This is a genomic window from Thermogemmatispora carboxidivorans (assembly GCF_000702505.1).
GTDB classification, from domain to species: Bacteria; Chloroflexota; Ktedonobacteria; order Ktedonobacterales; family Ktedonobacteraceae; genus Thermogemmatispora; species Thermogemmatispora carboxidivorans.
Genome location: NZ_JNIM01000001.1, coordinates 2263619 through 2282646, shown reverse-complemented (window position 1 = coordinate 2282646; position 19028 = coordinate 2263619). Strand labels below are relative to the sequence as shown.

Genomic DNA, 19028 nt, shown 5'->3' with positions numbered 1-19028 from the left:
TTCCTGCACAAGGCAGGGCGATTATGACCGGGGAGAGTGTGACGACGATGCTACCTGAAGAATCGCTCCAAAGGCGGGGGCGTCTCTGGCCTTTCGCGCTCTTGCTCATTCCCTTTCTCACCGCCGTCTGTCCAGCCCTCTACAACCAGGTGGAGCCAACGCTCTTCGGCATACCTTTCTTCTACTGGTTCCAGATGCTCTGGATTGTTGTCACCGCCACAATCGTGGGTCTGGTGGCCTTGTTGACCGAGTAATCTTGCAGGTGAGAGACCTTTAGGCAGCGGGCAGGACGGCGTAGGCCCTGCAGAGATTCGTCTGGGTAGGGTTTCTTTGTGCCTGGCTGGCGAGTAGACAGCTACTCTCTCGTTCGAGGTCCGACCGTGCTCTCTTCTCCATCTTATTCCGGCCTGCTTGCCTTCCGAAGTCTCTGGGGAGCCATCTCTGGCGAGGTCCTCTCTGCCCTGAGTGGCCCCTTTTGCAGGTCGCTGATCTTGCTCTCTCTCGATGGCCTCTCCCTGGCCGTCGGCAGCCACCCTTGCGTGGCAGTTCCCCATGTGGTATCACATCCCTATGATAGGGCTTACCAGTCTGCCAACAACGAGCTTCGCTCATCAGCAACGACCGCGGGCACGCCGTTCTTCCCCTACTTTCGGACTCGGTAATCGCCGCTTTTCTTCCTCTGCATGCGGGCCTTGCCAGGCTTCTTTCTCACTGCGAGATTATTCCTCCTCCAGGCCGATCACAGGCGTCATCACCCTCGCGCTGGCAGAACTACTTTCTCGCTTTCCTCTCCCTGGCCGCCTTCTTGCTACCGTTTATTCGTATCAATGACGATGTTTGTCTTGAATAAGTATTGGAGCGAGCGATGTTAGAAGAGCAAGATGAGAACAAAACGGTGCCGCGCCCGGTGTCAGCACAGGCGACCGCCTCCTCCGAAGCTTCTCACCAGGCAGAGTTAGATCAGGGCGAGGCCAGCGGCAAGATCAGCCAGCAGGAGGTCGCAGATCCGGCAACCGTCCAGGGTGGAGACGCTGCCGCTGCTGGGGCATCGGTCTCGACTACAGTTACGGTATCAACGGGGCTAGCTCCTGTGACAGTAGAGGAGCTGCTGGATCTGCAGATTGCCTGGGACCCACAGCTTTCGCCCGATCATTCCCTGATTGCCTTCACGTTGCAAAGGAACGATCGGAATACTCAGAGCAGTAAAAGTGCTATCTGGCTGGTCCCGAGCCGCAAAGAGGCCATTGGTGGGGCGCGACAGCTCACTGCCGGCGAGCACCAGGACTTTCTGCCTCGCTGGTCGCCACGAGGTGATGACCTGGCCTTTCTGAGCACGCGCCACGGTGGTCAGCCTCAGCTCTTTCTGCTCTCGCTTCATGGCGGGGAAGCGCGCCAGTTGACGCACCTGCCCAATGGGGTCAGCGATTATAGCTGGCGTCCCGATGGTCAAGCCCTGCTGGTGCATAGTCCTTGGAAACCAGCCGATGACCAGGAAGCCGGTCCGAGGGAGGAGGAGACAGCCCTTGTCTATACACGGCTCGACGAGCAGTGGGATGGCATAGGGCATTGGCATGGACGCCGGATACAGCTCTGGCTCGTTCCCCTGGAGGGCGAAGCTGTACGCCTAACCGCCGAGCCGGTACATCTGGTCCAATCATGCTGGTCACCGGACGGCAGTGAAGTCGCTTTCTGTGCTAATCGCCGCCCACAGCCCGACCTCAGTACCAGTATGGCCCTCTGGGTCCTGACGCTGGCAACGGGCCAGCTCCGTCGTCTGACCCCCGAGGAAGGGCTAGCTCAGATGCCTTCGTGGTCGCCAGATGGCCGCTACCTCGCTTACTATTATGCCCCTGATCAAACCGAGACCAGCAATGTTACCCTGTGGATTGTGGCAGCCGACGGCAGCGAGGCGCCGCGCCCTGCCTTTCCTGAGCAGGCCGACTACACCTGTCAGGTCACCATTACCGATGAGTTGCGTCCCCCCAGCGAGTGGCTCGTCCGCCCGCAGTGGTATCCCGATAGCCGCCATCTCCTGGTGACAATCCATGAGCATGGCCAGGGCCATCTCTACCGCATCGATCATGAGACGCAGCAGATGACAGCTTTGACCAGTGGCCCAGGGCGCTACCTGAGTCCTCATCTCGCAAGCGATGGCTCGCTGATCGCTGTCGTGCGGGCCGACTGGTTTACGCCTGGCGATATCTGGTCCCTACAGGGCGATGGGTCGCAACTGCAGCGGCTGACAGGGGTCAATGAACGCTTTCTGCGCAGCCATCGGCTGATTCGCCCGCGGCGCCTGAGCTGGCAGGCTCCCGATGGCCTGACGATCGAGGGCTGGCTCTATCTGCCGCCACTGGCAGCTGGTCAGCAGGCCCCACTGATTCTGGCCGTTCACGGTGGCCCAAGCTGCGCTTGGGGCGAAGCCTATGTCCATGAGTTCCAGGTATTGGCTGGCCAGGGCTTTGCCGTTCTGGCGGCCAACCCACGCGGCAGCGATGGCTACGGCGAGGCTTTTCGCCGCCATATCCTCAATGATTGGGGCGGTAAGGACCTGGGTGATCTGCTGGCAGGCCTGGATTATGTTATCAAGACCGCACCTATCGACGAGAGGCGCCTGGGCATCACTGGTCTGAGCTACGGGGGCTATATGACTGCCTGGGCTATTACTCAGACGACGCGCTTCAAGGCCGCTGTCTGTCGCAACCCGGTGATCTACCTTCCACTCTGTCGCTTGCTCTCGGATCAGGCCCTCTGGTTTGATCTGGCTATGGGCGGCGCCGGGGAGGAGCGCTTCGTGGAGCGCTCGCCACTGGCTTTTGTGGAGCGGATCACGGCTCCTCTCTTGCTTCTGCACGCCGGCGATGACCTGCGCTGCCCCTTCAGCGAGTCATTGCAGCTGTTTACCGCTTTGCGCAAACGTCGTCAGCTGGTTGAGCTGGTGCGCTATCCCGGTGCCAGCCACTGGATGGATTGGCCAACAGTTGGCACCCCAGCCCAGCGCTGCGATCGCCTGCGCCGTACGTTGGAATGGTTTCAGCGTTTCTTGCGGCAGGAAGCATAGCAGTGCAGGCAGCTAACGCCGGCCTGACAGACGCAGGCCCGGCCTCACCCTGACGGAGACCGGCAGCAGCGAGAGGGGAAGCATTGCTTCCCCTCCCCTCTTGGCTCGTCTTGTCTTGCTCGTCCAGGATGTGCTCAGCAGCCGCCTCCTGGCTGGGAGTCGCTCCAGGCAGCCAGACAGGCTTAGCGACCCGGCAAGAAGATGAGGACCATGCAGACAAGAGCAGCAACCGCCAGGAGTAGACAATAGAGTCCCCCCAGCAGGCGCGAGAGGGTCTGCGAGCTTGGAGTCCAGCCCAGGCTCCGCCAGGCCATGACGCCAGCCACCAGGACAACGCCCAATAGGAGAAGAAGAGCCAGGACATGGCCTTCGATGATCTCAACATTATTGCCGGTCAGCAGGACGAGCGGCGTTGCTACCGCCGAGAAGAGAAGAATACCCGCAACGATATCCAGGGCCGCCATCCCTAGAAAACCAGCTTCATCGAAGCGATAGTAGCGCAATCGCGCTGTGGCCCTCGTAAGGACAACCAAGGCCGCGATATATACGAGCAGGCCGAGCAGGATAAAAAGAAAGATAGACATATCTCTCGTTAGAAACGAATCTTCCTCTTGGAGTATTCTTCGTTACCAGCGCTTTCCTGTCCTATGAAGCTGAAACTGAGTTCACTAGAGTAGACGCGCGAGCAACGCCCTGGGTTTCTGGTGCCCCTCTTTTCCCCTCAATGCCCACCTGGCTATGAGCCAGTGTTGCCCTCCTGATCTCTGGTGCTGGAGTTGCTCACAAGAACGGAATTGCCTTCCGAGAAGACTGGAGGCCTCTGGCATCCTGTAGTTCAGAACTTTACCCTCCCGAGACAATCTATCTTAAGCGAATGGGATAAGATGCCCTAAAGCATTGACATTTCGAAATATAACGGTAGACTTCTATTAAAAGCTCTGCTTTAGGCTCTCCCCACCAGAAGGTAACGATAAAGGAAAGGAAGGGACCTTATGGAAGTGGAAAGCTCTGCTGCGCAGCTAGCAACACATCCACCATCAGGCCGCGCATTACCTTCCGAGCATTACGTGGAGCGGGTGATGCCTCCTGTCCTTGGGACGGCGGACCTGACAGCGATTTTCTTCGCAGCTATCTTCTACCTGACAAATAGTGCCACAGCTGCTACAGCTGGTGTGGTCTCCTTTCTCTACTGGCTAATCTGCGGAGTAGCCTTTTTTCTTCCCTGCGTCTTGAGTACGGCTCAGTTGGGCCTGTTGTTTCCCTACGAGGGCGCCCTTTACAACTGGACCTATCGCACTCTGGGAACCTTCTGGGGCTTCTTTGCCGCTTTCTGTGCCTGGCTCCCAGGTATTCTGGCCCTCGTCAGCGGCTTCGGTACTGCTATCACCTATCTCCAAGGCTTGCATCAGGGCTGGCTGACCGCCCCCTGGCAACAGGGAGCCGTGCTGGCCTTGCTCATCCTCATCGGCACCGCTCTGACCGTGCAGCCTCTACGGGTGCTGCAAAGCGTGCTGAATGTCACCGTAGGTCTGCTGCTACTGGCGGTGCTTCTGATCACTGTGGCCGCCTTTGTCTGGTTGTGGACAGGCCATACCTCAGCCACTACCTTTGGCCATCTGGATGACTGGCGGCCAGGACCAGATAACTTCGTGCTCTTTGGCTTTCTCATTCAGTCATACCTGGGCACCGAGGTTCCTCTGGCACTGGCTGGCGAGGTTCGCCCCGAGCAACGTCGGCAGGCCATTCGCTCCCATCTGCGCTGGGGCAGCCTGCTCGTCGTCGCCAGCTACCTCTTCACCACCCTGGCCGTGCTCGTGGTTCGTGGCCCACAGGGAGCTTCTGATCCCGTCGTCTTCATTAGTCTGGTCGATCAGGCTTTGGGAAGAATCGCCGGTAACGCGACAGCAGTCTGTCTTCTCTGTTTTTTCGTGATTGCTCCGCTGATTTACAATTATACCTTCGCACGCCTGTTGCTAGTCGCAGCTATTGACGGCCATTTACCGACAATCCTGGCCAAGCTCAATCGTGCACGCGTCCCGGCTAACGCTATTTATTTCCAGTCGGCAGTAGCCCTGGTTTTTACGGCGCTCAGCTATTTCCTCCTTCCCTACCTTTTCCCCATTGGTCAGCCAGCTGACTTGTCGACAATTATTTTCACGGTCTCCCTGGCTGCGCTTACCCTTGTCTGGCTGATCTCGATCCCGTTTCTTTTCATCGACGTACTCGTGGCTGCACGGCGCCAGCCAGCGCTCTTCCAGGAGCATCGCATTCTTCCTTATCCCTTCTTCTGGCTCCTTGCCCTGTTGGGTACCCTCTCTTGCTTGTTGGCTATCGCGGATACGTTGCTGAATTCCTGGATTCCCGATCTCTTGACCCCTACAGCCTGGTGGATGGCAGTCGGCGGTACAACGCTCGCTTGCCTCACGCTAGGATTGCTAGGCAGCATGGTGGCACGCGGAGAGGCAAGCTGGGAGCGCTGGCGAGGGCAAGCTGGTTTATAAGCTTTGAAGGTCAGCTGCTTATCTCCAGGGAAGCAGGCGCCTATGACCAGCCCACCGCTTGTCTTCCCTGCTTCCCTTGACGATACATCCAGATTCGGCTGATGATACCAGACAAGATCACTCTGAAGGAGGCTTGCTATGTTAGAGCCGCAACCACTGGTGTTGAGTGAGGCAGCCCAGCAGGAAAAGCGCAAGCTACGCAAGGAGCTCTCGCTCTTCTTCATGGTCTGCTTCACATTGACAGCTATGATCAACATCGATACGCTGGGGGCCGTCTCTTCCCAGGGAGGCCAGGTCTTCCCCTGGCTCCTGATTACGGCCCTGACCTTTCTTATCCCGTACGGCTTGTTGACGGCAGAGCTGGGCAGCACCTTTCCAGAGGAGGGCGGCATTTATGTCTGGTGCAAGCTGGCAGGTGGACGTTTCTTTGCTGCCATCGCCTCGATCTTCTATTGGGTCTCTAATCCACTCTGGGTCGGCGGTACTCTGGCAGTGACCACCATCGCTGCTTTGAAGACGTTCTGGTTCGGGAATAGCGATTTACTCTTCGGCGGGAATAAGGTGAGTGATGCGATCGTTGAGATCTTGATCGCATTGGTCTTTATTTGGTTCACGACCTGGAGCGCGATTGTTTCCTTGCGCATCGGTAAGTGGTTTTCAACAATCGGGATTATTTTGAAGCTTTCCCTGCTGGGGCTGTTCGTGATCCTGGCTTTGGCCTTCTTCTTCGAAGGACAAGCGAGCGGCGCTCACTTGAGCTGGGGGGATCTGCTGCCTACTACGAACCTGGGTGTGATTTTCAGCAGCATTATCCCGGTACTGGTCTTCAACTGGGCTGGTTTCGAGCTGCAGAACGGGGCCGGTGAGGAGATGTTAGAGCCACAGCGTGATGTTCCTCGCTCGCTGCTGCGTGCCGGCGTGATTGGCGTGCTGGCCTATGCCATCCCGATTCTGGTGATTCTGTTCGCGCTACCGAAAGACCAGCTCTCCAATGTCGGTGGCTTCCTCGATGCCTATCAGGCAGTGGCCAGCGTCTTGCCCGCGCCAGTGGCGACGGTCCTCGGCTGGCTGATAGCCCTGGCGCTGATTCTGACTCTGGCCAGCGCTGGCGGCACCTGGTTGATGGGAGCCGACCGCACCTACGCCGTGACGGCACTCGACGGGGCCGCTCCCCTGATCCTGGGACGCTTCAGCGCTCGCTTCGGTACCCCACTGGCCACGAACTTGCTTTCGGGTACGGTGGCAACAGTGGCGATGGTGGCAGCGATTCTGGTGACTGCTTTCGGCTCCGGCGAGCTGTCAACGCTCTTCTCGCTGGTACTGGGCTTCACGATTTCGACGACCGCTCTGTCCTATGCGTTCATCTTTATCTCCTATATTGTTTTGCGCTATAAGTACCCGGATGTGGAACGTCCATATCGGGTGCCTGGGGGGATGGTCGGTCCCTGGGTGGTGACGTTGCTGGCTCTAGCTTCGGTCTTGGTGACGGCCTATTTTACGCTGGTTCCAACGGACGAAACGGTCAGCGGCTACCAGATCAGTCGCTTGACCTATGAGTTGACTCAGCTGCTGCCGATCGCCATTGTCTTGGTGGTGGCAGTGATCTTCTATCTGTGGGGACGCTTTGAGCAGCAGCGCTCGACTCTTGGGAGTGTCTCCGGCGAACTAGTGACCGACGAGGCTGCTCCCAGCGCCAACCAATAGCTAACGCGGCAAAGGAAAGGGAGCGGTCGTCAGCAGCCGCCCTGTCAATGGCAGGCTGCTCTCTGGCCGCTCCCTCCTCTTTTGAGGGGGACAGCCCTGCACCTGAGCTGGCTGGCCAAGGAGATAGGGCCGGCTTTCAGGTGGCTTCTGGTAGAGGTTCTACGTCTGCGAAAGCCCAGCGTAACCAGAGCGTACTTTCTGTACTCCAGCCAAAAAGGTGGGTTTGCCCTTCTTCTGGTCTGCCCCAGATCACCCCTTCGCTGCTCAAGAAGCCCCCAAGCGACAGGTGGACACCATCCCAGTCGCTCACCACAGCTCTCCAGTCCGGCTCAATGAAGGTTCTTTCAGCTTCAGCCCTGTCAGGGGGACGCTCAGGCCTGGCTGATGGAGATCTGTGACCCGTGAGCAGCCGCAGCCAGGATGCGCCTGGTCGCCTGAAGGCAAGTTCTGGTCGCCTCCGTGACAACTTTGTTCCTCTTCCCCGCCTCGCGGCCTGTGGAGAGGCAAGAAGCGGGACAAGCTCAACCAGTATCGGCCTGCTGGCGTGGTCCGCGGGGAGTTGCCTGGCCACAGGCAGAGAGGAGGGCGCCGGATAGGCCCGACAGAGATCATGCCAGTCCTGTGGCCCGCGAATCTCATACACTCGCGCTGAGGGCGCGACGTAGAGGCGCCAGCGCCTGAAGGGAGGGTCCAGGAAAGGAAGCTCTGTTCTCAGGTGGAGGTAATGCAGCCAGTTACTGCTCGATTCACTCAAGCTGGTGGAGGTCCACAATGCCCGACGTGGCTTGGTGATCCCAGCTCCCCAGGGTCGCAAGTCGGGGACAAAAGCAGCCGCCTGGGGAGGCTGGCCTGTGGTAGAAACCCACTCCTGGCGCTGGCGATCAAGATTGCTAAACCAGTTGGCGGCTCCGGGAGCAGCCAGCAGGTGCGCTGCGAACGGCTTGAGGGCAGGGCCAACGCTGAGCAGTACCTTGACTTGCTGCGGATAGCTGACAGCATAAGGAGTCAGCTCCGCCCCGCAATGGGCGATCAGCTGAGAGAAGCGCTCGGTGGAGATCCCGTCAAAGTACCCCTCGTGTAGCTCTCTCAACGCAAGCGCGCGCAGGCACTCAGCCAGGCTGGAGGCTTCAGTGCTCCCCAGGCCCTCAGCTTTAACCCAAGGCCTGTCGGCTGGCGGGCCGCTCACTTCGATAATGCAGCTGGCAAGTAACAGCATGGCCAGCGGTGAATGCAAGAGATCATCAGGGTTCGGCTGCATCTTCGCGGTTTCCCTTCTTGTCTTGTCCTGGGTTACAGGGAGCAGCGATTACCTGATCGCATACCCTTGAGGATCAGAAAGCAGCACGCTGCTGATATACCGGCTCCCGATCCCTGCTTCATCACTTAATCACAGGGAGGGCCTGTTGCTAGTCAGAGGAGCCGATGGGCCTGCCAGCCAGACAATCCGCATCTTGGCCTTCCTTTAGTAGAGCGGAGTTGTACAGCTCCCGACATCTCTCCGGTTCTTGACAAAGCGGGGTCAAGAAGAAGAGAGGGGAGCGGTCAAGCGCTGACCCCACCATCGGCGTGGTAAGGGCTAATGACCGATCCCCGTCTTCTTCTATTTTGCGCTCAGAAGAGCCGCCAGCGCCCTCTCAGGCGCCTTCAGGCACCAGAATGCCGCGCCCGTGCAGGCGCCCACTCTCCAGATCGTGAATGGCGTCCAGGGCCGCCTCTAGCGGGTAGACCGCCGTATGCAGCCGGACCTTCCCCTGTGCTGTCAGGGCCATTAGCTCGACCAGATCGTTGTAGGTTCCGACCAGGTTGCCGATAAAGTTGATCTCGGTCGAGATAATATCAATGGTCGGCACGACCAGACGACCGCCATAGCCGATGACGTAGTAGTAACCGGCGCGGCGCAGCATGGCAATCCCGCTTTCCAGAGCACCGCCCTCGCCCACGAAATCCAGGATCACCTCGGCGCCCTGGCCCTCGGTTATCTCGCGCACCTTGCTCACCTCACTGCCATCGGCGAGCACCGTGTGATCCGCTCCCCAGCCACGCGCCAGCTCCAGAGCTTCCGCCGACCTGTCGACAACGATCACTTCAGCGGGAGTCAGAGCCTTGAGACACTGGACGCCGATATGGCCCAACCCACCAGCCCCGATCACCACTGCTCTGGTACCAGGGTAGAGCAGAGGGACAGCCTTCTTGACAGCGTGGTAGGCCGTCAGGCCGGCATCAGCCAGAGCGGCGATGTCCTTGGGCGCCAGCGAAGAATCAAGCTTCACTACCGCGCGCGCCGTAGTCTTTAGAAAAGTGGCCATGCCACCATCGGTAGAAATTCCTGGGAAGGCTGAGCTGGTACAGTGCATGTCATTCCCAGCCCGGCACGCCCGGCAGAAACCACAGGTGATGAGTGGATGCACAATGACCGTGTCGCCAACGGCGACGGTGCTGACCGCCGAGCCAACGGCATGCACCCAGCCGGCGTTTTCGTGCCCCAAGGTATAAGGCAGCGTTACGCCCGATTTCTCGACCCACTGTCCTTCAATAATGTGCAGATCTGTGCGACAGAGGCCGGCCCCCCCAATGCGCACAATGACGTCGAAGGGGCCACTGATGGTCGGCTCAGCAACCTCTTCAACCACTGGCGATTGATTATAGGCATGGAGACGAACGGCTTTCATAGGGGATTCTCTCCTTCCTCGTTGTGCGCTGTCTCTGCGCTCGCGTGCTGGTAACGGGTGCGAAAGAGGGCACTGCACATGGCGGTATTGAAGAGCAGACTCAGGCGCACAGAGCGCAGGCGTCGCAGAAAGCTCTGGAGATCACCGGCAGGGATAGGCTCCCCCTGCTCGTCAACAAAAAGGGGACCTCCTGCCCTCAATAACCCTAAAGCCTTCCCACGCTCGACATAGGCCCGGGCAGATCTGCCCAGTGCCGCTAGCTGCAGGGTAGCTCCGGGCAGGCCGAGGCAGGCCATATCACCCGCTTCATCCCACGAGAGATCTTCTAGAGACCGCGTCCGCAACCCCTCCTCGCTTAGGCCAGCCCGCAGCAAGCGACGCAGCAGGAGATCCTGCCGCATGAGAAAGCCTTTCTTCAGAAAGGTGCGGCGCAGTTCCTGCAGATCATTGTCCGCCGTGACCTCATCGGGAAAAGCGGCAGCAAAGCTGAGACCACTATTGACCGCCTCCGAGATAGTTTCTCCCTCACAGTGGTCGAGTAGATGCACTTGAACGCTGCTTACCCCTGGCACGGTTCGCGCTCTCTCGGCCAGGTCTGAGGCCATCAGATAAGCAAAGTTGGGAGCACACCAGAAGGTCGGTAACTTCAAAAAGATGTCGACCTTCGTCCCGCTGATTTCGATACGGTCGACGAAACCCAGGCGCACCAGGGGCGTATCTAGCTCGGGATCAAGGACATCGGCGATGGCCGCCCAGATCTGGTCTGGCCCGACGAGGGGAGCGTCTGCGACTTCTTGGGACGACATAGCTGTTCTCCTCTTGTCTTGCCATCGATACGCGCCATATCTTCGGGGAGAAGCGAGGCGGCAGCCAGGACAGCAATTCCAGCAGTACCGCTAGCTTGCCTCCAGCAAGGAGGCCGGGCCTCAGCACCATCTGCGCCATCTGGCCGCCGCTCCCCTTCGCTCAGGCCCCTGTCTCAGCCCGGGCAGAGCTACTGGCCTCCCCCGCCTGGGATTGACTCATCCCTTCCGCCCTGGTGCTGGCTAGCTGATGGGCCAGCTCGTCGTTGCTCAGCTTCTGCAGTTGTTCTTCGGGATCAATACCATAGAGGCGTGCCGCATTCAAACCCATAATCTTGCGCTTCACATCGAGCGTCAAATCGACCTTGAACTCGTCCTTGAGATCTTGGGGCAGCTCGAAGGTCATGAAGCGCTCAACCAGCCAGCGGGGTTCCCAGATAGCGTAGTCGCTGCCGAAGAGGATCTTGTCGGGTCCCACCCAGAAGAGCAAATTGGCCATGATCTCAGCAAAGTAGCGGGGACGCGGATAAATGAAAGGCAGAGCTACCGCCAGGCCGGCATAGACGTTTTTCTCCTGGACAGCGATCCAGCAGAAGTCTTCCAGACGGGGCAGGCCAACATGCTCGACGATGAAGTTCAGCTCGGGGAAACGGGAGGCCGCGTCGTCGACATCAGCCACATCGAAGGCATCACGGTTGAGCGGGTAAATGGTTGGGCCTTTATGCACGTGAATGTTGGTGATCCCCAGTTTGGCACATTCCTCCAGGTAACGATAGGCTTCAGGACTAGAGAGCTTATAGCCTTTGGAGGAGCCTCGCCACTCCGCCGTGTAAAGCTTAACTCCCTTGATATCCCATTCTCCCTTTTGACGCCGTAGATACTCCAGACCGGCTTCGCCATCGCGCGCATCCCAGGCGCCATTGAGGATAAAGCGCTCTGGATAGCGCTGCTTCATGACACTGTTTTGCTCGATGGTGTTGAAGCCATTGATGAAGAAATCGGTGAGATAGGTGGGCTGAAGGATGGCCATATCAATATAGCCCCTGACAAATTCATCCTGGGCCATACGCTCCGGGCTATAACGCTCGAAGTCGCTGAGCGGCCAGACATACTCAGCTGGGGAAAGGTTGCGATGATAGTCATAGAAGCAGTCGATCCAACCGCGCCCGTACTGATTGCGCTGATTGGCGGGACTGGCATCCCAGAGGTGCGTGTGGGCGTCAATGATGAAGATCTCTTCGCCCGTCGAGGTGCGAAACATCAGCTGGCCTCCTTTGTGTCCAGCGGGTCAACAGTGACCCGGTCAGGACCCCCATCGCTCGCTTCGCCGACGCCAGCCTCAGAGCCAGGCTGAGCCTCCAGTGAATCACGAGCAAACGAGGGAAATAAAACGCATTACGCTCCCTACTCCTTCAGAACAGGCGAATCCTTTGACTTGTACGCTTGTCATGCCGTGCTGTGACGCGAGACCTTGCCTGCGCAGGCTGATCCGATCAATCGGACAACCGACCGGACTGGAAGCGGTCTGGACTCAGCCGGACCGCTTCCAGTCCCTTTGCCTACGTTGCCAGCATAGCATAAAACGATATCAGTGTGTAGGTTGCAATTTCATTATTTGAAATATTGTCTCAACCTGCTTGACACTAAGACGCAGCCCAGTATAATCCCAGGTAAGGAAGGCCCTGCTTTAGTTAGAAGGAAGGAAGGAAGGAAGGATCGTAGCCACTCCAGGCCAGCAAGCCCAGCGTGGCCCGTATCCTCAGCCATGCAAAGGAGCAACTGAGTCATGGCCAAGCGCTCTCACGCCCACCCTCAAACCCCGGCACTGCCGCTTTCCGAGTCCAAGCGCGATATCCTGCGCTCGGCGCAGCGCGTGCTTGCCATCCTTGACCTGATCGCCCGTACCCCTGGTGGACTCACCGTCCGCGCAGTGAGCGGACTGCTTCAGCTCAATATCAGCACCTGCTACCACAGTCTGAATACACTGCTGGCCGCCGGCTATGTCGAGCGCCTTCCCAGCGGCCACTATGTGCTCGGGCCACAGATCCCGTATTTGAATGATGCCTACCTGCGCACCCTCAGTCACGATTGGCCCACCACGGAGTCGCCGGAAGGCTGGACAGCCGTCGCTTTCCCGCCAGTCCGGCAGCCCTCGCTTCCACAGCGGCTGCGTCCCATCCTTCACAATTTGAGCGAGCGCAGCCAGGAGCCGGCTTATCTGGCAAGCTGGCGCTACGGCGAGGTGGAGTTACAGGCCATCGTCGAGCCAGCCCACGCTGAGCGTATTCCAGGCGTCTACATCGGCTACCGTGGTCAGGCTCATGCCCATGCCTTGGGAAAGGTTCTTCTGGCCTATAGTTCAGCAGCTTTTGTCGAGGACTACCTGGCTCGCCACACCTTGATCCGTCTGACGCAGCGAACCATTGTGGAGCGCAGCCGTCTCTGCGAGGAGCTGCACACCATTGCTCATCAGGGCTACAGTATCGATCGCGAAGAGCTTCACCCCGATACGGCCTGTTTAGCAGCGCCTGTGAGGGATGCTCAAGGTCGTGTGGCGGCGGCTATCGCTATTTCGTTTCGCAGCACTTTGCTCTCGCGTCGCGGGGAATGGCTCAGCGCCCAGGTTCTACGTGCCGCGCGTCAGGCCAGCGCCGAGCTGCGCCTCGCCAGGTAGCTCACGCAAGGTTCGCCAGCTTAATCACTGGTATGCTGGAACCGGAGCAACCTCTGTCGCCTCCGGCTGGCCACCGGGCCCCTCCTCCCTCGCAAAAGTCCTGGTCAGCAGACAAAAATAGACCGAGACGTACGTAGTTGTTTATAATAGGGGACACAGGAGCTGCTACCATTCACAATAGTGCGGAGAAGAGAGATCAAGCCAGGAGTCTAGTGCTATGGTCGTAACGTTGATTATTGGGGGCGTTATTGCCTTCTTGCTGGCAGGTGGCCTGGGAATCGTCCTCGGCTTGCGTGTTCAGCGCCTGTTCATCGAAAGCGTCCGCAAGCAACAAGCAGCGTGGGAGCGGGCAGAGGAGGCTCGACGCCAGGTCTGGGAGCAGAAGCAGCAGCGCGAGATGGCCGCTCAGAAGCAGAGTCTGGCTAACCAGGTTGAGCAGCTGCGCAAGGCTTACGAGGAGCGCCTCAATCAGGCGATCAGCCAGTTTGGAGTAGAGCTAGAGCTGGCACGCCTGCCTCGGGTGGATGAGACTCCCATTCTCTCGAAAGCTGCCGAGGAGGGGAGGACTATGCCCGCCCATTGGCGGCCTGCGAACTTATATAAGGCCGATCTTTCGCAGCGTGACCTTTCCCATCGCTATCTGGGCCGTGCCGACCTTCGTGGGGCACGTCTGGTTGGCACTAATCTTTCGATGGCCGATCTCTCACGCGCCTGCCTGGCTGGCGCCGATCTGACAAGGGCGAATTTGACAGGAGCCAATCTTTCGTACGCCGACCTGCGCGACGCTAACCTGAGCGAGGCCACGCTGCTGGTCGCCGATCTGCACCAGACCAATCTGACTGGGGCCCGCCTGGATAATATCTATAGCCTGACAGAGGAGCAGCTACGCTCGGCCATCCGCGGTTCGCAGGCCCACCACAGCGAGGCCGAAGTAGAAGAAACCTCGCCACGAATGCCGGCGGTCCGTCCGACGCGCATTATCCCCGAGCGTCCAGCCCCTACTACAAGTACAAGCGCCTCCCGCTCACGAGGTCAGGACAATTCCGCCCCAGCGGCAGAGACCACTCCTCCCATGAGCTCAGCCGACATGAGCAGTTCGCACTCCGGCTCTGTTAGCACCTCCCCGCGTGTAGAAGAGGCCGCATCTTCCTTTGCAAGTGCCCTCAATTCGTCGACCTCTTCGCCACTGTTCACCGCCAGTACGGCGCCTGAACCAGCTTCGGCAGCAACTTCCTCCCCGAGCGCCGAGGAACAGGACAAGCCGCTGGCGTCGGCTGGTTTGCCTGCCGAGGAAGTGGGTGGAGGAGAGATAGACCAGGAGACGGAGAACGGCGAGGACTATTTCTCTCCCGAGAGCCTGGCCTATATGATGGAAGAGAGACCAGCCGGCCAGCAGTCTGAGATCCCTGCCTGGTTGAAAGCACTTGAGACCTCAGCAGGGGGCACACCCTTCGGTTTCACTACAGGTTCTGAGACTGAGACCGAATCCCAGAGCTTCGCCTCGCCAGGGCTTGCCCATGAAGAGCAGCCGATGACAGCCGCGGAGAGGCCTCTAACTTCCCTCTACTCTTCCGAGAGCCTTGACCAGCAAGAGGAGTTTCCTTCTTCCGCCACTCTCCCCTGGACGGCCTCTAGCTGGGAACGCGCCTGGAAAGAGGCCGTTGAACGCTTCGGCTCCTTCTCGCAGCAAGAGACAGGCACCGCAAAGGAGGAAAGCCACCAGGATGTTGAGGAATTGAGGGTCAACCCAACTCCGTTCGCCTTCCGCGTGCCGGATAGCGCCTACCAGACCCAGGCCACCAGCGCCAGCGAAGCCCAGGAGGCCCAGGAGACCCAGGAGACCCAGGAGGAAGCCACCAAGTCTGAGTCTGAGTCCTCCACGGACTTCCCGCAGGTCCCGGAAACGCCTTTCTCCGTTCCTACCCTCGATACCCTACCTTTTATCGAACGCCTGGTTGATCCTCTGCCTGAGTCAGAGCACACCAGCACCGAAAGCCTGCTCGATCCCCAGGTGACCGATCACATCGTTGACACGCAGGAGCTGCGCGCGATCAAGCAGAAGTCACCAGCCCCTGGAGAGCAAGCTTCCTCGTAAAGCGAGGTGACGCTGTCTCTGGCACCTCCTCCAGGCTCCCTGTGCTTTGCAGCGCTACCAGGCGCTGCAGGGAAAGTGGCACGCACGGCGGCGCCCCGAGGACGAGTGAAGTGCTCTTGTCAGCTGGCCCGCTCCGCTCCGCTATTCCAGCACTTCACAGGCAGCACAAATATGCTATACTAGAGCGGCAAACGGGCGGGGACGCCAAGGTATTCGACAAGGAGTAGACGTTTTATGGCCAGAGAACAGCATCTGCCACTGGAAGGCAAGATCGCACTTGTGACTGGAAGTAGCCAGGGTATCGGGCGGGCAGTGGCTCTGCGTCTGGCTCAGGCGGGAGCTGATGTCGCCGTGAACTATTATCGCCACGCAGAAGCCGCCGAGGAGGTACGGGACCAGATCGAAGCCCTCGGCAGGCGCGCTATCGCGGTCCAGGCCGATGTCAGCCAGGAGGAAGAAGTCAGCCGGCTCTTCGAGCAGATCAATCGAGAGCTGGGACCGGTCACCGTCCTGGTGAATAATGCAGGAACCACGCGCGATAAGCTGATTCTGCAGATGTCGCTGGCTGATTTCGAAGATATTTTGAACATCAATCTTCGCTCCGCTTTTCTTTGCACTCGCGCCGCCCTCCGTTCGATGATGAAGGCACGTTGGGGGCGGATCGTCAACGTGACCTCGGTTGCCGGCCTCCTCGGCAATGCCGGCCAGGCTAACTACAGCGCCTCAAAGGCCGCTCTCATCGCTCTGACGTTGAGCACCGCGCGCGAGATGGCGAGCCGCAATATCACCGCCAACGCCGTGGCACCCGGGTTTGTCCCGACGGAGCTGACCGCCAAGCTGACAGAACAGCAGCGCAAGCAGATGCTCGACCTGACTCCTCTTGGGCGCTTTGGGACCCCCGAGGAGGTCGCCGCCACTGTCTCTTTCCTCTGTTCGCCCGAGGCTGGCTATATCACCGGTCAGGTCATCTGCGTCGACGGAGGCATGGCCATGCATATCTGATCAGCCGGCCTCCCTCTCTCCATTGGCTCCTCGGTTTCGATCAATCCCTCTGTTGCTGGCTTCTTTCTTGCCGCCCTGCTCGACTCTCCCTCGCCTTCACCGGAGAATTTTCGGCGCAGGGCCCCTGATCTTGAAACAATTTTGGGGCGAACTTGCTCTAATTCGATAACACCGACACCAGCTCAGGAGGCTCAACTGATGGGCTTGATTGAAACCGAGGAAACTAACCAGTTTACGTTTGAACCGTTCGCCGCACACCACTTCTATACCGAGATTAACCGCGCACTCGTGCAGCAGGCCCTGGCTCACCTGGAGGATCAACCTCACGAGCAGCCCTTGACTATTGTCGATATGGCTTGCGGCACCGGCGCGGTCACCCGCCTGATCGCCGAGGAGCTGACTCGCCGCGGACGACAGGCGCGCCTGATCGGCGTCGATCCTTCGGCGGAAGCCCTGCGTCGCGCCCATAAAAGCATGGAGGCCCTGGGTATGCAGGCCGAGTTTATCCAGGGCGAAAGCGAAGACTTACCACGCATTGTGCAGAACGTTGATATGGCCTTCTTCTGCAACGCCATCCATCTGGTCGCCGATAAGCTGACCGCTTTCCGTCAGATCGCAGCTATTCTGCGCCCAGGCGGGATCTTCGCTTGCAACAGCGCCTTTTATGAGGGCACGTATGTCGCAGGAAGCGAGCGCTTCTATCGGATGTGGACTCGCCGCGCTGTGGGCTGGCTACGCAAGACCCACCCGGATATTCGTCCCTCGCGCGAGACCAAAGCTCAGGCAATGCAGTGGCTTTCTCCCGAGGAATACGCTGCGCTTTTCCGCGACGGGGGGTTCAGCCGTGTGGAGATGACACAGAGACAGGTGTCGATCTCACTCGACGCCTGGAAGGACCTGGGTCAGTATTGGCTCTTTATCGAAGGGGCTCTGCCCGGTGTGCCTCTGCCCATCGGCGCCCAGGCGCTGGCAGTGGCAGTCTATGAGGCTGGCCAGGAGCTTGGAGTACAGGAGGTTCCGCGCATGTGGCTCCAGATGGTGGCTATCAAGGACGCCTGACCAGGCAGCCGGCAAAGCGTTTCTACGGGCGCGGGCCGCCACTTTGTCATGGTTCTCCCCCGCTCTCGCCAAGCCGCCGACAGCCTGCGTGTGCTCCTTATCTTCAATCAATCGCCGCTCAGAGAGGCTCTTCTGAGTCAGCGCTCCGGCTCCGGCTCACCCCTCCCCTGCCGTGGCTTGAGAGAGAGAAGCCACCCCAGGCGTCGAAACGCCTGCTCTGCTGCCTGTCCGTTCGGTAGGCATCAGGAGGAGGCGAGCGGCGCCTGGAGTACGGCATCGTAAAACTGTAATTCGTATTGATGGCTGAGATGTATCACGCGGGCCAGATGCTGATGCTCTGCCAGCCCCAGGTCTTGCTCGCTGAGCCAGCGCTCCAGAGGGGTGAGCTGTTCGCTGATGGCCAGATGGGCACTGAAAAAGGCTACCTGCGAAGCCTCCAGGTTGTAATGTCGCATGAGCGCCGGGTAGATACGCAGACAAAGCCGGGCAAAGACTTCTTCGCTGGCCCCTACTGCTGCCAGCCATTCTATAGGGGTACCCGTTTCGAGAACCCAGTAAAAGAAGTTGAGCAGCGCCTGACAGGCGGCTAACGGCTCAACCTGGGCAAAGGCCGTCCGTGGTACGCCGACCCCCGTGCCGAAGCGCAGCAGCAGCTCAGGGCCCCCTTTCTTAGCTGCTAGTTTATCGATGAGCATCTCCTGTAGCTCTAAATGGGGAGCGGCCCGCGCAATGGCCAGACCATCAAGACGATAGGCATCGCGGACAATGAGCCAGTCCTGTAAGGCAAAGAGGCCTAGCCTCTCCCTGGCAAGCGTGCCCGCTTCAATCCCGCTCCAGAAAGGATGATGAAGTATGCGCTCGCGCAGCGCCCGTAGCTCCGGTGTGAGCCATTGATCAAACCATGCCATTCCTTAGCCCCCTGTCTGCGACTCTCCTTTTTTGTATATCGACAACCTGGTCAGACGGCTCGTGCCGCTTCATTGTTGTCAGACAGCCCCCGATCAGCTACACTGTAAGTAAATGCAGTCGCCGCATGATGCCTGCGCCTGAACAGGATCGGGAGGAGATGGGAACAGAAGCATGCTGGATAACCTGACGCTGATCCCACTGTTTGCCTTCACCCTGGCCGCGCTTATGTTCACAGGACTGGCAATCGATAGCTTTGTTGAGCACGGCTTCTCCTTGTCTAGCCTGGCCCGCTTCTGCCTGGAGCTGGCCCTGAGCGGTGTGCTGCTGTTACCCGTGGCCTATGTGCTGCTGGACGCCAGCGGCGAGTGGTACCTTTTCATCGCGATCACTGCCTTGCTGCTGATAGCAGCACTCTGCGCCCTTCTTGGACAGCTGGCCCGACTGATAAGCTCCAGGCGTTGAGCCCCCTAAACAAAACATAGGGGAGCACGCCGGCGCGTGCTGGTTACACCCACCAGCGCAGTCAGAGAACAGTACCAGACAGAACCGGG

General features: G+C 59.1%; 14 protein-coding genes. 9 read left to right on the top strand and 5 right to left on the bottom strand.

All coding sequences use genetic code 11. The features are described 5' to 3' along the window. Window positions 1-23: 23 nt before the first annotated feature. Window positions 24-254, top strand: a complete 231-nt coding sequence (locus N688_RS08920) for a DUF3311 domain-containing protein (protein ID WP_202901876.1) — start codon at window positions 24-26, stop codon at window positions 252-254. Window positions 255-865: 611 nt separating this feature from the next. Further along, complete coding sequence (locus N688_RS08915; protein ID WP_052888953.1) at window positions 866-3061, top strand: S9 family peptidase; 2196 nt, start codon at window positions 866-868, stop codon at window positions 3059-3061. 182 nt (window positions 3062-3243) lie between these two features. Here N688_RS08915 and N688_RS08910 read toward each other — a convergent pair whose 3' ends face one another. Next, entirely contained in the window at window positions 3244-3645 is a 402-nt protein-coding gene (locus N688_RS08910) for a hypothetical protein (protein WP_052888952.1), read from the bottom strand. Between the two features lie 408 nt (window positions 3646-4053). Here N688_RS08910 and N688_RS08905 point away from each other — a divergent pair, with 408 nt between their 5' ends. Both N688_RS08905 and N688_RS08900 read left to right on the top strand, forming a co-directional pair. After that, the gene (locus N688_RS08905; RefSeq protein WP_052888951.1) at window positions 4054-5562 is read left to right on the top strand and encodes an APC family permease; all 1509 of its coding nucleotides are present in this window, start codon (window positions 4054-4056) and stop codon (window positions 5560-5562) included. 138 nt (window positions 5563-5700) lie between these two features. Continuing rightward, window positions 5701-7266 (top strand): APC family permease, encoded by a 1566-nt coding sequence (locus N688_RS08900; protein WP_052888950.1) that lies wholly within the window; start codon window positions 5701-5703, stop codon window positions 7264-7266. Window positions 7267-8900: 1634 nt separating this feature from the next. On the opposite strand, the gene N688_RS08890 is transcribed toward N688_RS08900, so the two are convergent. The 3 genes from N688_RS08890 to N688_RS08880 all read right to left on the bottom strand — a co-directional run bounded on the left by N688_RS08890 (window position 8901) and on the right by N688_RS08880 (window position 11999). After that, window positions 8901-9935 carry an NAD(P)-dependent alcohol dehydrogenase gene (locus tag N688_RS08890; RefSeq protein ID WP_052888948.1) on the bottom strand — a complete coding sequence of 345 codons (1035 nt, stop codon included), beginning with the start codon at window positions 9933-9935 and terminating at the stop codon, window positions 8901-8903. Then, the gene (locus N688_RS08885; RefSeq protein WP_052888947.1) at window positions 9932-10741 is read right to left on the bottom strand and encodes an iron-sulfur cluster assembly protein; all 810 of its coding nucleotides are present in this window, start codon (window positions 10739-10741) and stop codon (window positions 9932-9934) included. The genes N688_RS08890 and N688_RS08885 overlap by 4 nt, the downstream gene beginning before the upstream one ends. A 160-nt stretch (window positions 10742-10901) precedes the next feature. After that, entirely contained in the window at window positions 10902-11999 is a 1098-nt protein-coding gene (locus N688_RS08880) for an amidohydrolase family protein (protein WP_081838661.1), read from the bottom strand. A gap of 525 nt (window positions 12000-12524) precedes the next feature. On the opposite strand from N688_RS08880, the gene N688_RS08875 reads away from it, so the two are divergent. From N688_RS08875 to N688_RS08860, 4 genes are all read left to right on the top strand, one after another. Next, window positions 12525-13412: an IclR family transcriptional regulator gene (locus tag N688_RS08875; RefSeq protein ID WP_052888946.1), complete on the top strand. Its 888-nt coding sequence runs from the start codon at window positions 12525-12527 to the stop codon at window positions 13410-13412. A gap of 217 nt (window positions 13413-13629) precedes the next feature. Beyond that, on the top strand, window positions 13630-15507 hold the full coding sequence (locus N688_RS08870) for a pentapeptide repeat-containing protein (RefSeq protein ID WP_052888945.1): 1878 nt from the start codon (window positions 13630-13632) through the stop codon (window positions 15505-15507). A gap of 234 nt (window positions 15508-15741) precedes the next feature. Beyond that, window positions 15742-16509 (top strand): 3-oxoacyl-[acyl-carrier-protein] reductase, encoded by a 768-nt coding sequence (fabG, locus tag N688_RS08865; RefSeq protein ID WP_052888944.1) that lies wholly within the window; start codon window positions 15742-15744, stop codon window positions 16507-16509. A 198-nt stretch (window positions 16510-16707) separates the two neighbouring features. Continuing rightward, window positions 16708-17568: a class I SAM-dependent methyltransferase gene (locus N688_RS08860; RefSeq protein WP_052888943.1), complete on the top strand. Its 861-nt coding sequence runs from the start codon at window positions 16708-16710 to the stop codon at window positions 17566-17568. 242 nt (window positions 17569-17810) lie between these two features. Here N688_RS08860 and N688_RS08855 read toward each other — a convergent pair whose 3' ends face one another. Next, window positions 17811-18476: a thiaminase II/PqqC family protein gene (locus N688_RS08855; RefSeq protein ID WP_052888942.1), complete on the bottom strand. Its 666-nt coding sequence runs from the start codon at window positions 18474-18476 to the stop codon at window positions 17811-17813. Between the two features lie 172 nt (window positions 18477-18648). On the opposite strand from N688_RS08855, the gene N688_RS08850 reads away from it, so the two are divergent. After that, the gene (locus tag N688_RS08850) at window positions 18649-18939 is read left to right on the top strand and encodes a hypothetical protein (RefSeq protein ID WP_052888941.1); all 291 of its coding nucleotides are present in this window, start codon (window positions 18649-18651) and stop codon (window positions 18937-18939) included. Window positions 18940-19028 lie beyond the last annotated feature (89 nt).

Excerpts from the sequence above, each read along its gene's own strand:
- N688_RS08880 (WP_081838661.1), bottom strand. The coding sequence starts at position 11,999 with ATGTTTCGCACCTCGACGGGCGAAGAGATCTTCATCATTGACGCCCAC.
- N688_RS08850 (WP_052888941.1), top strand. The coding sequence starts at position 18,649 with ATGCTGGATAACCTGACGCTGATCCCACTGTTTGCCTTCACCCTGGCC.
- N688_RS08905 (WP_052888951.1), top strand. The coding sequence starts at position 4,054 with ATGGAAGTGGAAAGCTCTGCTGCGCAGCTAGCAACACATCCACCATCA.
- N688_RS08910 (WP_052888952.1), bottom strand. The coding sequence starts at position 3,645 with ATGTCTATCTTTCTTTTTATCCTGCTCGGCCTGCTCGTATATATCGCG.
- N688_RS08890 (WP_052888948.1), bottom strand. The coding sequence starts at position 9,935 with ATGAAAGCCGTTCGTCTCCATGCCTATAATCAATCGCCAGTGGTTGAA.
- fabG (WP_052888944.1), top strand. The coding sequence starts at position 15,742 with ATGGCCAGAGAACAGCATCTGCCACTGGAAGGCAAGATCGCACTTGTG.
- N688_RS08870 (WP_052888945.1), top strand. The coding sequence starts at position 13,630 with ATGGTCGTAACGTTGATTATTGGGGGCGTTATTGCCTTCTTGCTGGCA.
- N688_RS08875 (WP_052888946.1), top strand. The coding sequence starts at position 12,525 with ATGGCCAAGCGCTCTCACGCCCACCCTCAAACCCCGGCACTGCCGCTT.
- N688_RS08900 (WP_052888950.1), top strand. The coding sequence starts at position 5,701 with ATGTTAGAGCCGCAACCACTGGTGTTGAGTGAGGCAGCCCAGCAGGAA.
- N688_RS08920 (WP_202901876.1), top strand. The coding sequence starts at position 24 with ATGACCGGGGAGAGTGTGACGACGATGCTACCTGAAGAATCGCTCCAA.
- N688_RS08885 (WP_052888947.1), bottom strand. The coding sequence starts at position 10,741 with ATGTCGTCCCAAGAAGTCGCAGACGCTCCCCTCGTCGGGCCAGACCAG.
- N688_RS08915 (WP_052888953.1), top strand. The coding sequence starts at position 866 with ATGTTAGAAGAGCAAGATGAGAACAAAACGGTGCCGCGCCCGGTGTCA.
- N688_RS08860 (WP_052888943.1), top strand. The coding sequence starts at position 16,708 with ATGGGCTTGATTGAAACCGAGGAAACTAACCAGTTTACGTTTGAACCG.
- N688_RS08855 (WP_052888942.1), bottom strand. The coding sequence starts at position 18,476 with ATGGCATGGTTTGATCAATGGCTCACACCGGAGCTACGGGCGCTGCGC.